The following is a 12683-nucleotide window of genomic DNA, read 5'->3' on the forward strand; positions in this document are numbered from 1 at the left end:
ACATGAGTAACTTTTTATGGCTGAAACAAAGTCTCAACAATCAAGGCTCCTGGTGACGCTGACTGCGCTATTTGCAGCGTTCTGCGGCCTCTATCTATTAATCGGCGGGGCATGGCTGGTCGTGCTTGGCGGCTCTTGGTACTACCCTATCGCCGGGCTGGTGATGCTGGGCGTGACCGTAATGCTGTTCCGCGGCAAGCGCGCTGCGCTGTGGCTGTACGCCGCGCTGCTGCTGGCGACCATGATCTGGGGCGTCTGGGAAGTTGGTTTCGACTTCTGGGCGTTGACGCCGCGTAGCGATATCCTCGTCTTCTTTGGCATCTGGCTGATCCTGCCCTTTGTCTGGCGTCGTCTGCCGGTGCCTTCCGCTGGCGCCGTTGGCGCGCTGGTCGTCGCCCTGCTGATCAGCGGCGGCATGCTGACCTGGGCTGGTTTTAACGACCCGCAGGAAGTCAACGGCACCCTGAGCGCCGACGCTACGCCGGCCGCACCGATTTCCACCGTCGCCGACGGCGACTGGCCGGCCTATGGCCGTAACCAGGAAGGCCAGCGCTTCTCCCCGCTGAAGCAGATTAACGCCGATAATGTGAAGAACCTGAAGGAAGCCTGGGTGTTCCGCACCGGCGACCTGAAACAGCCGAACGATCCGGGTGAAATCACTAACGAAGTGACGCCGATTAAAGTCGGCGATACGCTCTTCCTGTGTACCGCTCACCAGCGCCTGTTTGCGCTGGACGCCGCCACCGGTAAAGAGAAGTGGCATTTTGACCCGCAGCTGAACGCCGATCCGTCGTTCCAGCACGTCACCTGCCGCGGTGTTTCTTATCACGAAGCGAAAGCGGATAACGCCCCTGCCGACGTCGTCGCCGACTGTCCGCGCCGCATTATCCTGCCGGTGAACGATGGTCGCCTGTTCGCGGTAAACGCCGACAACGGTAAGCTGTGCGAAACCTTTGCTAATAAAGGTATTCTCAATCTGCAGACCAACATGCCGGTCACCACGCCGGGCATGTATGAACCCACTTCACCGCCGATCATCACCGATAAAACCATCGTGATTGCCGGCGCGGTCACCGATAACTTCTCTACCCGCGAGCCGTCAGGCGTGATCCGCGGCTTTGATGTGAATACCGGTAAACTGCTGTGGGCCTTCGATCCGGGTGCGAAAGATCCGAACGCCATCCCGAGCGATGAACATCACTTCACGCTCAACTCGCCGAACTCATGGGCGCCTGCCGCCTACGACGCTAAGCTGGGTCTGGTCTATCTGCCGATGGGCGTGACCACTCCGGACATCTGGGGCGGCAACCGTACGCCGGAGCAAGAGCGTTATGCCAGCTCGATTGTGGCACTGAACGCCACCACCGGTAAGCTGGCCTGGAGCTATCAGACCGTCCATCACGATCTGTGGGATATGGACATGCCTTCCCAGCCGACGCTGGCTGATATTGAGGTCAACGGCAAAACCGTACCGGTCATCTATGCCCCAGCGAAAACCGGCAACATCTTCGTGCTGGATCGTCGTAACGGCGAGCTGGTGGTCCCGGCGCCGGAAAAACCAGTACCGCAGGGCGCTGCCAAAGGTGATTACGTTACCAAAACCCAGCCCTTCTCCGATCTGAGCTTCCGTCCGAAGAAAGATCTGACCGGCGCGGACATGTGGGGCGCCACTATGTTCGACCAGCTGGTGTGCCGCGTGATCTTCCACCAGCTGCGCTATGAAGGTATCTTCACCCCGCCGTCTGAGCAGGGCACGCTGGTGTTCCCGGGTAACCTGGGGATGTTTGAATGGGGCGGTATCTCCGTCGATCCGAACCGTCAGGTGGCTATCGCCAACCCGATGGCGCTGCCTTTCGTCTCAAAACTGATCCCGCGCGGGCCAGGCAATCCGATGGAGCCGCCGAAAGATGCGAAAGGCTCTGGTACCGAGTCCGGCGTGCAGCCGCAGTACGGCGTCCCGTACGGCGTAACGCTGAACCCGTTCCTGTCGCCGTTCGGCCTGCCGTGCAAACAGCCGGCCTGGGGGTATATCTCCGCCCTGGATCTGAAAACCAACGAAGTGGTATGGAAAAAACGTATCGGTACTCCGCAGGACAGCCTGCCGTTCCCGATGCCGGTTAAACTGCCGTTTACCATGGGGATGCCGATGCTGGGCGGTCCGATCTCCACGGCCGGTAACGTCCTGTTCATCGGCGCGACTGCAGATAACTACCTGCGCGCGTACAATATGAGCAACGGCGAGAAGCTGTGGGAAGCCCGTCTGCCAGCCGGCGGTCAGGCGACTCCGATGACCTACGAAGTGAATGGCAAACAGTATGTTGTCATCTCTGCCGGCGGTCACGGCTCGTTCGGTACCAAAATGGGCGATTATATTGTCGCCTATGCGCTCCCGGATGACGCCAAATAAAACGCAAAACGGCAACGAAAGTTGCCGTTTTTTTTGGTGTTCCGTCCTTCTTCCCGTAGGGGATGGCAGCAGGTCGCAGAGACTTAAACCGTGAACCCCAACATCATCCCGGTGTCTTCATGTTCCAGCAGGTGGCAGTGTGCCATATAGGCAAACTCCTTCGGCGCCGGATGATCAAACTTCACTAATACTTCACTCACGTCCCCTTCCACACGAACGGTGTCTTTCCAGCCGCGACGATGCGCCGCTGGCGGCTTGCCGTTTTCGCTGAGGATACGGAACTGGGTGCCGTGGATATGGAACGGATGCAACATCATGTCGCCCTTACCAGAAATCACCCAGCGCTCATACTGGCCTCTGGCGGCGGCAAACATCGGCTCATTCATGTCGAAGGCTTTGCCGTTGATGCGGTTGGCGTTATGGAAATCAAAGCCCTTGCCTGACGACATGCCATGCTCCATGCCGGTTCCGTGGTTCATGCTCATGTCGCCGTGATGCATATTCCCCATGTCGCTCATGTCGCCATGCCCCATCATGCCGTGATCCATTCCGGCCATCGCCTGGTCGCCATACTTCTCCATCAGCGCCTGCATGCCCATCCGGTCGAGCATCGGATCCATCGACAGCTGGAGCTGACGCTGCGTCAGCCCCGTCAGGGACGGTAACGCCGGGAGAGCGGCCAGAGTATCCAGCAGCTTGCCGGAGGCGGGAATGACCAGCGGCTGGACGCGCAGTACCGGCTGTGGTTTATCAAAAGGCGCAATCGCCATGCCCATCTGGCTCACCGGCAGGGTCACCAGATCGAAAGGTTTACCGTCGCTGGTGTCCACCAGCACCTCAAAGCGTTCCCCCATCAAGACCGGCAATTCATCGACCTTGACCGGCTCGGCCAACAGACCGCCATCGCTGGCCACTACGTACAGCGGGCGCTTATCGCTGGTGGCAAAATTGAGGGAACGGGCATTACAGCCGTTCAGCAAGCGCAGGCGCAGCCAGCCGCGCGGCGCGGCATGTTCGGGATAGAGGGCCCCATTGGTCAGTAGCGTATCGCCAAACCAGCCGACGGCGGCGCTCATCACATCCAGCTGATAGTCGATCTCGCCGGCGGCGGTGAACTTCTTATCCTGGACGATCACCGGCACATCATCGATTCCCCACTGCTTAGGCAGCAGCAGGCGCCCGCTCTCTTCATCCTCGATCAGCACCAGGCCGGCCAGGCCCATCGCCACCTGCCGGCCGGTGCTTCCATGCTGATGCGGATGAAACCAGCAGGTCGCCGCCCGCTGCGTTGGCGTGAAGCTTACCGTGCGGGTGGCACCCGGCGCGATAACCCCCTGTGGCCCCCCGTCGACCTCGCCCGGTACCTCCAGACCATGCCAGTGCAGCGTGGTCTCTTCCGCCAGCTGGTTAGTAATATCCACCGTGACGGTCTTCCCCTGCGTGAGCTGCAGCGCAGGGCCCAGCAGCGACCCGTTGTAGCCCCAGGTAGTGGCATTCAGGGCGCCAAACCGCGTTTTGCCCGCCTGGATCCTGAGCGCGATGCGGTTGCGCGCATCGGCGGCTAACAGCGACGGTATCGGCAGAGCCGGGCGACTGGCGGCAAAGACCGCCCGGCTCCATAACGGCAATGCGCTGGCCATGCCGACCGCGGCGGTCAGTTTGAGGAAGTCTCGACGTTGCATATTCACATCCTTTTATTCTGCGGGCGAATATTTGAGCTTAAACCCTACCGTAACGGGAAGGTCAAGCAGAAGAGTAAGAATAAAGATCGGCGCTGTGTAAAGAAGTATGCTAATTTGAAGCGTCGGTGATCTAATGGTAGAAAAAATGAAGACGCTTTTCAGAACAATGGTACTCGGCAGCCTGCTTGCTCTCTCCGCCAACAGCTACGCGCTCAGCGAATCCGAAGCGGAAGATATGGCTGATTTAACCGCGGTTTTTGTGTTTCTGAAAAACGACTGTGGCTACCAGAACCTGCCCAACACGCAGATCCGTCGCGCGCTGGTGTTCTTTGCCCAACAGAACCAGTGGGACCTGAGCAACTATGACAGCTACAACATGAAAGCGCTTGGCGAAGACAGCTATCGCGATCTTAGCGGCATTAACATTCCGACGGCGAAAAAATGTAAAGCGCTGGCCCGCGATTCGCTCAGCCTGCTGGCTTACGTTAAATAATTCCCTGCGCGGGCGGCAACGCTCCGCGCCTTTAGCATTTCAATTTCCCCCTTTAAATATTTATATTTATTATTGTATATAAACAAACCTTATTTAATTGCGAACCTATCAATTTGCCAAATAAAGTAAACTCATAATAATGAAGAATGACTAAAAACTAATAAAATATCATTATTCATATATTGCAAAATAAAAAGCACCCTTCTAGAATCCGGTAAAAATATACCTACTTCATGGACTGAAATTGTGAATATCTCGCTGACTCTTCGTGTTATCCCACTCGCCGCGCTGTTAGTAGCCGGCTGTAGCAATACCTCTTCCCGCCAGCCGGTTAAACCGATCGCCACGCCGCTGACGTCACAGCAGCAGGCAGAGCAGGAGCGGGCGGCCAGCGAACAAGCGCGCATTGAATCCTGTCGCCAGGCGCTGGATTCGCTAAAAGAGGTTAACCCACAGCAAGCCACTAAACTCAGCAATGACTTTAACGCTTTAGTGCGCGCGGCGTCACAATACAATAGCGTGCGCGAGAAAGTGGCGGATCCTACCCGGCTTGGCATTGACTCCATGTATCAGTTTAAATCCATCAAACTGTGCGCCGATATCCAGAAAACGCTGATCGATAGCCTGGTACAGCGTGGTGAAAGCAAACAGCCATGAACAGAGCCGCCACGCTGACCCTCAACGCGCCCCTGCTGATGCTCGTCGCTGCGCTGGCGCTTTCAACCCCCTTCACCGCCGGCGCCGCGCCGGCCTTTCTTGATTACGCCCAACAGCAAACCCAGCAATCTCAGGCGCAAGAAAAAAACGACGCCGCAAGCGCAAAACAAACACAAGAAAGCCGCCAGAGCGCAGATAATAAAAAAACCGGTACCAACACCTCACAATTACAAAAAAGAATCGCCAGCCAGCAGGCGGCGATTGCACAAAAAGATAAGCTTATACAGCAATTAAAAAAACAGCTTGCCGCTACGCCGCAAACGGATACTGCCGGAGCGAATGAGCAAGCGGCGTTGAATAAGAGAATTAATGAATTACAGGTCGCCTTAAGCGCCGCTACTGCAGAAAAAGAGGCATTAATAAAAAAAGCAGGCGTTGTGCAGAATAATAATCTACAGCAAAGCCAGGCCGCGGCGCGTCAGCAGATCCAGCAATTAACGACGCAGATTCAGCAAGCCGAAGCTGAAAATAAACGCCTCAGCGCCAGCTTTACCACGCTTAATAAAGATAAACACGCGCTAATGACCCAACTGGCCGCAACGGAAAAAGAGAAACAGGCCGCTCTTGAGCAGGTCAAAGCGCTTAACGCTGACAAACAGCCGCTGACGACCCGGCTGGCCGCCGCGGAAAAAGAGAAACAGGCCGTCCTCGAGCAGGTTAAGGCCCTTAACGCCGATAAACAGTCGCTGACTATTCGCCTCGCCGCTGCGGAGAAGGCGCAGCAGGCCGCTCTTGACCAGGCTAAAGCGCTTAACGCTGACAAACAGCCGCTGGCGACCCGGCTGGCCGCCGCGGAAAAAGAGAAACAGGCCGTCCTCGAGCAGGTTAAAGCCCTTAACGCCGATAAGCAGTCGCTGACTATTCGTCTCGCCGCTGCGGAGAAGGCGCAGCAGGCCGCTCTTGACCAGGCTAAAGCGCTTAACGCTGACAAACAGCCGCTGGCGACCCGGCTGGCCGCCGCGGAAAAAGAGAAACAGGCCGTCCTCGAGCAGGTTAAAGCCCTTAACGCCGATAAGCAGTCGCTGACTATTCGCCTCGCCGCTGCGGAAAAGACGCAGCAGGCTGCCCTCGATCAGGTCAAAGCCCTTAACGCCGATAAACAATCGCTGTCCACCCGGCTGGCCGCCGCGGATAAAGCGCCGCATAGCCCCGCTAACGACGCCGCTGCGCCAAAAAATGAGCCACCAGAGATGGCGGCCATAGTGGCAGCCTATCGCCTGCAGGCGGATAAAGACAACGCCCAGCTACGGATGAAAGAAGATGAAATCGAACTGCTGAGAACGCAGCTTTCTGTACAGTCCAAAACGCGCAGCGGCGAGAGCGCCGCCGCCAAACTCAGCGCATCGGGAGAACAGCAGGCTTATGCGATCGGCGCCTCGATGGGAAGCGAGGCGCTCAACGTCCTTACCACCCGTCGCACTCAGGGAGTTACCGTCGACGCAGGCCTGGTGCTGCAGGGCATCGAAGATGCCTTTCGCGGCCAGCTTCGTCTCGGAGAGCAGGAACGTAACAAAGCGCTGTTTGATGTGTCGCAGCAGGTTTATCAGAACCTGAATAAAATAGAGCAGAAAAACATCAGTGCCGGCAAGAAATATCAGCAGGCGTTTGCGCGCAAAAAAGATGTGGTCTTTAAAGAGGGCGTCTACAGCCGCGTCGATTACCCGGGTAAAGGAAAAATAAGCGGTAACGACCTGGTTACCGTGGTGATCAAAGAGATGCTGACGGACGGGACGGTGATCAACGATATGGAAGCGAAAGATCAGGCGCTTACGCAAAAGCTGGATGCCTATCCCCCGGTGTTTCGCGAACCGCTGAAGCGTCTACAGAACCACGGCTCTGTGACGCTCGTCGTCCCGCCTGAAAAGGCCTATGGCAGTAAAGGATTACCGCCAAAAATCCCGCCAGGCGCCACCATGGTTTATTCCGTGCGGATAGTAGATAGCCAACCCGAGCCGGCAAAATAGCCTCATCCTCTCCACCGCCCTTCCGGGGCGGTGGCTGTTATTCCTGCCTCATTGCTGCAATAACCGCCGTGCATCCTCATCTATAGTTGTCTATGATGTTGCACTCGTTTTACGGGTGTAACAGATGTTAACGAAGGAGGAGCCTTATCGTGGCCGATAATCCACTGTGGCATGAAACGCTGCATGACCATTTTGGTCAGTATTTTAGCGTTGATAACGTGCTGTACCACGAAAAAACCGATCATCAGGATCTGATCATCTTTGATAACCGCGCCTTTGGCCGGGTGATGGCGCTGGATGGCGTCGTACAAACCACCGAACGCGACGAGTTCATCTATCACGAAATGATGACCCATGTGCCGCTGCTGGCTCACGGCAACGCGAAGCATGTGTTAATCATTGGCGGCGGCGATGGCGCGATGCTGCGCGAAGTCTCTCGTCACCGTAGCATCGAAACCATCACCATGGTGGAAATCGACGCCGGGGTAGTTTCATTCTGCCGCCAGTACCTGCCGAACCATAACGCCGGCGCCTATGACGATCCGCGCTTTACGCTGGTGATTGATGATGGCGTCAATTTTGTTAATCAGACGACGCAAACGTTTGACGTGATCATTTCGGACTGTACCGACCCTATCGGCCCGGGAGAAAGCCTGTTCACCTCGGCTTTTTATGAAGGCTGCAAACGCTGCCTGAACCCGGGTGGGATCTTTGTTGCCCAGAATGGCGTCTGCTTCCTGCAACAGGATGAAGCGGTAGGCAGCCATCGCAAGCTAAGCCACTATTTTCGCGACGTCAGCTTCTACCAGGCGACAATTCCAACCTATTACGGCGGGATCATGACCTTTGCCTGGGCGAGCGACAATGAGGCGCTGCGCCATCTCTCCAGCGAAATCATTCAGGCGCGCTTTCACAAAGCCAACCTGACCTGCCGTTACTACAATCCGGCAATCCATACGGCGGCCTTCGCCTTACCACAATATCTGCATGATGCTCTGTCCGCACCGTGACGCGAAATAAGGGGGTGAACTAAATTGAAAAAATTGAAGCTGCACGGCTTTAACAACCTGACCAAAAGCCTGAGTTTTTGTATCTACGATATCTGTTACGCCAAAACGGCAGAAGAGCGCGACGGCTACATCGCCTATATCGACGAACTCTATAATGCCAATCGCCTGACGGAGATCCTGACAGAAACCTGTTCTATTATTGGCGCCAATATCCTGAATATCGCCCGTCAGGATTATGAACCCCAGGGCGCCAGCGTGACCATTCTGGTCAGCGAAGAGCCTGTCGATCCCAAGCTGATTGACCAGACCGAACATCCTGGCCCGCTACCGGAAACCGTGGTCGCCCATCTCGATAAGAGCCATATCTGCGTGCATACCTACCCGGAGAGCCATCCGGAGGGCGGCCTGTGCACCTTCCGCGCCGATATCGAAGTTTCAACGTGCGGCGTCATTTCCCCGCTTAAAGCGCTGAACTATCTGATTCACCAGCTGGAATCGGACATTGTGACCATTGACTACCGCGTGCGCGGCTTTACCCGCGATATCAATGGGATGAAGCATTTTATCGATCATGAAATCAATTCGATTCAGAACTTTATGTCCGACGATATGAAGTCGTTGTATGACATGGTCGACGTCAACGTTTATCAGGAAAATATCTTCCATACCAAAATGTTGCTCAAGGAGTTCGACCTTAAGCACTATATGTTCCATACCCGACCGGAAGAGTTGACTGCCGAAGAGCGCAAGGTCATTACCGACCTGCTATGGAAAGAGATGCGCGAGATTTACTACGGCCGCAATATTCCTGCCGTGTAATCTATGAAATGCCCGGCGGCGCTTTTGCTTGCCGGGCCTGTAGTTCTGCGCCGCCTGGTAGACCGGGTCAGGCGCTAGCCGCTCCCGGGATTTCCCCTGCTCACGCTACACTTTGCAGGGCTACGGTTCTGCGCCACCCGACATAAAAGGCGTCATTAACGCTGCTGCATAAACTCACGATAGGCGGCGACCACCTGCAGGAAATCCTCAACACCGCACAGAGAGAGACTTTCTTCGTCGTAGTAGCTCATCCCCTCCTCGATTTCGTCGCCGGAAAACTCCAGCTGATTGGCGCGGATCATCACCTCTTCGCCATCCAGCCACAGCGTATATTCATGCCCGGCACGCTGCCAGGAACGCTCGCTGCCCTTCACGGTGCGCGCAGCCTGCTCCACTTCGTCCAGCAGAGCAAGATTGCCTTTCACCTCCTCGTTGAACCAGTGGCCGATCGCCTCGTGATCCATCGACATTCGCACCTTTACCACTCCGGTAATATCGCGCAGAAATTCGTAATCCATAGCCTTTTCCTCTGCAAGGGCAATGCGTCACCGCTGCACTGTACCCATGCAGTAATTATCGCAGCAGACAGAAAGAAAAAAAGCGTAGCGGGCGGGAGGTTTGGAAATAAAAATGCCCGGTGATGCAATGTTCACCGGGCATTGGAGAGTTTATCGCCAAACGGTCAGCCGGGCTGACCGAATGGTTTACACCGCGGTCTGGAAGATCACGCCGTCAGCTTTTTCAGTGTACTGATCCAGCTGGTTGAAGTTCAGATAACGGTAGGTATCTTCCGCCGTCTTATCCACCTGCGCCACGAAGGTCTGGTACTCTTCCGGCGTCGGCAGTTTGCCGAGCAGCGAAGCCACCGCTGCCAGTTCGGCAGAGGCCAGATAGACGTTAGCGCCGGTACCTAAACGGTTCGGGAAGTTACGGGTAGAGGTGGAAACCACCGTCGCGCCGTCGGCCACGCGCGCCTGGTTACCCATACACAGGGAACAGCCAGGGATTTCGATACGCGCCCCGCTCTTACCAAACACGCTATAGTAGCCTTCTTCGGTCAGCTGCGCGGCATCCATACGGGTTGGCGGCGCCACCCACAGGCGAGTCGGCAGTTGGCCTTTGTGGCTGTCCAGCAGCTTACCGGCGGCACGGAAGTGGCCGATGTTGGTCATGCAGGAGCCGATGAACACTTCGTCGATCTTCTCGCCCTGCACATCAGACAGCAGGCGGGCATCGTCCGGATCGTTCGGCGCGCACAGAATCGGCTCTTTAATATCCGCCAGATCGATGTCGATCACTGCCGCGTATTCCGCGTCAGCATCGGCTTCCAGCAGCTGCGGATCCGCCAGCCATTTTTCCATGCCCTGGATACGACGCTCCAGGGTACGGCGGTCGCCGTAGCCTTCGGCGATCATCCACTTCAGCAGAACGATGTTGGAGTTCAGATACTCAACGATCGGCTCTTTATTCAGCTTGATGGTGCAGCCGGCGGCAGAACGCTCCGCCGAGGCATCGGTCAACTCGAACGCCTGCTCGACTTTCAGATCCGGCAGACCTTCGATCTCGAGGATGCGACCAGAGAAGATGTTTTTCTTACCTTTCTTCTCCACGGTCAGCAGGCCCTGCTTGATGGCGTACAGCGGGATGGCGTGGACCAGGTCACGCAGGGTGATCCCCGGCTGCATTTTACCTTTGAAACGCACCAGCACCGATTCCGGCATATCCAGCGGCATCACGCCGGTCGCGGCGGCGAAGGCCACCAGACCAGAGCCTGCCGGGAAGGAGATGCCGATTGGGAAACGGGTGTGGGAGTCACCGCCGGTACCCACGGTATCCGGCAGCAGCATGCGGTTCAGCCAGGAGTGAATCACGCCATCGCCCGGACGCAGAGAAACACCGCCGCGGTTCATGATGAAGTCCGGCAGAGTGTGGTGCGTGGTAACGTCAACCGGCTTCGGGTAGGCCGCGGTGTGGCAGAAGGACTGCATCACCAGGTCTGCAGAGAAGCCCAGGCACGCCAGGTCTTTCAGCTCATCACGGGTCATTGGACCGGTGGTGTCCTGAGAACCGACGGAGGTCATTTTCGGTTCGCAATAAGCGCCCGGACGGATACCGGCAACGCCGCAGGCGCGGCCAACCATTTTCTGCGCCAGCGAGAAGCCGCGGGTGCTTTCCGCCACGTCTTTCGCCTGACGGAAGACATCGCTGTGCGGCAGGCCCAGCGCTTCACGCGCTTTGGTGGTCAGACCGCGACCGATGATCAGCGGAATACGGCCGCCGGCCCGCACTTCGTCGATCAGCACATCGGTTTTCAGCTCGAAGCTGGCCAGCAGTTCGTTGGTCTCGTGGTTACGCACTTCGCCTTTGAACGGGTAAACGTCGATTACGTCGCCCATGTTCAGGTTAGACACATCAACTTCGATAGGCAGCGCGCCCGCATCTTCCATGGTGTTGAAGAAAATTGGCGCGATTTTACCGCCCAGACACAGGCCGCCGCCGCGCTTGTTCGGCACGTTCGGGATATCGTCGCCCATAAACCACAGCACCGAGTTGGTGGCGGATTTACGTGAAGAACCGGTCCCGACCACGTCGCCGACGTAGGCCAGCGGGTAGCCTTTCTGCTGCAGGGCTTCGATCTGTTTGATTGGGCCAACCACGCCCGGCTGATCCGGCTCAATGCCTTCGCGGGGGTTTTTGAGCATTGCCAGCGCATGCAGCGGGATATCCGGGCGCGACCACGCATCCGGCGCCGGAGAGAGATCATCGGTGTTCGTTTCGCCGGTGACCTTGAAGACGGTAACAGTGATTTTCTCTGCCAGCTGCGGACGGTTCAGGAACCACTCGGCGTCAGCCCAGGATTGCATAACCTGTTTAGCATGCTCGTTACCCGCTTTGGCTTTCTCTTCCACGTCGTAGAAGTTATCGAACATCAGCAGGGTATGGGAGAGCGCTTTCGCGGCAATCGGCGCCAGTTTCGCGTCGTCCAGCGCATCGATCAGCGGATGGATATTGTAACCGCCCTGCATGGTGCCCAGCAGTTCAACGGCTTTTTCAGGGGTAACCAGGGGGGAGGTCGCTTCGCCTTTGGCGATCGCGGCAAGGAATCCAGCTTTAACATAGGCGGCTTCGTCGACGCCCGGCGGTACACGGTTAATCAGCAGGTCTAACAGGAATTCTTCTTCGCCCGCAGGCGGGTTTTTCAGCAGTTCTACCAGCGCGGCCATTTGGGTTGCATCTAAGGGTTTGGCAACAATCCCCATGGCGGCACGCTCAGCTACGTGCTTACGGTATTCTTCTAGCACGACGGTTCTCCTCGCTCTCATTGTCATAATGCGGCCTACACGTCTTCAATCAATCTGCCTCTGTCCTGGCTTAGCTTGCCGCGTGACGCATCTTGAAGGATTTAGTGGCTGGGCGATTTTCTTCACGCTCCTGTGAGACAGCAGTTTGTAGGGTAAATGCCCGATACCGCGTCGGCAGCATAGCAGGATTTTTGAAAGGTGTTAATCTGTTTACAAAAAAGCAACATTAAAATTTAGCTGAATCGTTAAGGGCAGGATATTGCAGGCTTTCTGTTCAAATCCCGCGACA

At 56.6% G+C, this 12683-nt stretch carries 9 protein-coding genes and 1 pseudogene; 7 read left to right on the plus strand and 3 right to left on the minus strand.

The genetic code is table 11. The annotated features are described in order from the left end of the window. Positions 1 to 16: 16 nt before the first annotated feature. A complete protein-coding gene (locus AB1E37_RS21050; protein ID WP_032448270.1) occupies positions 17 to 2407 on the plus strand; it encodes a glucose/quinate/shikimate family membrane-bound PQQ-dependent dehydrogenase in 2391 nt (796 codons plus the stop codon). Positions 2408 to 2490: 83 nt separating this feature from the next. Here AB1E37_RS21050 and cueO read toward each other — a convergent pair whose 3' ends face one another. Continuing rightward, the gene (cueO, locus tag AB1E37_RS21055; protein WP_004222681.1) at positions 2491 to 4089 is read right to left on the minus strand and encodes a multicopper oxidase CueO; all 1599 of its coding nucleotides are present in this window, start codon (positions 4087 to 4089) and stop codon (positions 2491 to 2493) included. A gap of 145 nt (positions 4090 to 4234) precedes the next feature. Here cueO and AB1E37_RS21060 point away from each other — a divergent pair, with 145 nt between their 5' ends. The 6 genes and pseudogenes from AB1E37_RS21060 (at position 4235) to speD (ending at position 9092) form a co-directional block, all read left to right on the plus strand. Further along, a complete protein-coding gene (locus AB1E37_RS21060) occupies positions 4235 to 4582 on the plus strand; it encodes a YacC family pilotin-like protein (RefSeq protein WP_002888808.1) in 348 nt (115 codons plus the stop codon). Between the two features lie 246 nt (positions 4583 to 4828). Continuing rightward, the gene (locus AB1E37_RS21065; RefSeq protein ID WP_004145917.1) at positions 4829 to 5239 is read left to right on the plus strand and encodes a hypothetical protein; all 411 of its coding nucleotides are present in this window, start codon (positions 4829 to 4831) and stop codon (positions 5237 to 5239) included. 581 nt (positions 5240 to 5820) lie between these two features. Continuing rightward, positions 5821 to 6060, plus strand: a pseudogene (locus tag AB1E37_RS21070) (peptidylprolyl isomerase); the annotation flags it as partial. A 9-nt stretch (positions 6061 to 6069) separates the two neighbouring features. Continuing rightward, the gene (locus AB1E37_RS21075; RefSeq protein WP_072071870.1) at positions 6070 to 7263 is read left to right on the plus strand and encodes an FKBP-type peptidyl-prolyl cis-trans isomerase; all 1194 of its coding nucleotides are present in this window, start codon (positions 6070 to 6072) and stop codon (positions 7261 to 7263) included. Between the two features lie 149 nt (positions 7264 to 7412). Continuing rightward, positions 7413 to 8273, plus strand: a complete 861-nt coding sequence (gene speE / locus AB1E37_RS21080; protein WP_004222677.1) for a polyamine aminopropyltransferase — start codon at positions 7413 to 7415, stop codon at positions 8271 to 8273. A 24-nt stretch (positions 8274 to 8297) separates the two neighbouring features. After that, the gene (speD, locus tag AB1E37_RS21085) at positions 8298 to 9092 is read left to right on the plus strand and encodes an adenosylmethionine decarboxylase (protein WP_002888739.1); all 795 of its coding nucleotides are present in this window, start codon (positions 8298 to 8300) and stop codon (positions 9090 to 9092) included. A 155-nt stretch (positions 9093 to 9247) separates the two neighbouring features. Here the strand turns inward: speD and yacL are convergent, their stop codons facing one another. Next, a complete protein-coding gene (gene yacL, locus AB1E37_RS21090) occupies positions 9248 to 9610 on the minus strand; it encodes a protein YacL (protein ID WP_002888737.1) in 363 nt (120 codons plus the stop codon). 186 nt (positions 9611 to 9796) lie between these two features. After that, entirely contained in the window at positions 9797 to 12394 is a 2598-nt protein-coding gene (acnB, locus tag AB1E37_RS21095; RefSeq protein ID WP_002888735.1) for a bifunctional aconitate hydratase 2/2-methylisocitrate dehydratase, read from the minus strand. Between the last annotated feature and the right edge of the window lie 289 nt (positions 12395 to 12683).

This window comes from Klebsiella sp. Shm-1 (assembly GCF_040804525.1).
Taxonomy (GTDB): Bacteria; Pseudomonadota; Gammaproteobacteria; order Enterobacterales; family Enterobacteriaceae; genus Klebsiella; species Klebsiella pneumoniae.

What these genes read in the sequence shown, in the direction of transcription:
- cueO (WP_004222681.1), bottom strand. Translation starts at nt 4,089, where the DNA reads ATGCAACGTCGAGACTTCCTCAAACTGACCGCCGCGGTCGGCATGGCC.
- yacL (WP_002888737.1), bottom strand. Translation starts at nt 9,610, where the DNA reads ATGGATTACGAATTTCTGCGCGATATTACCGGAGTGGTAAAGGTGCGA.
- AB1E37_RS21060 (WP_002888808.1), top strand. Translation starts at nt 4,235, where the DNA reads ATGAAGACGCTTTTCAGAACAATGGTACTCGGCAGCCTGCTTGCTCTC.
- AB1E37_RS21050 (WP_032448270.1), top strand. Translation starts at nt 17, where the DNA reads ATGGCTGAAACAAAGTCTCAACAATCAAGGCTCCTGGTGACGCTGACT.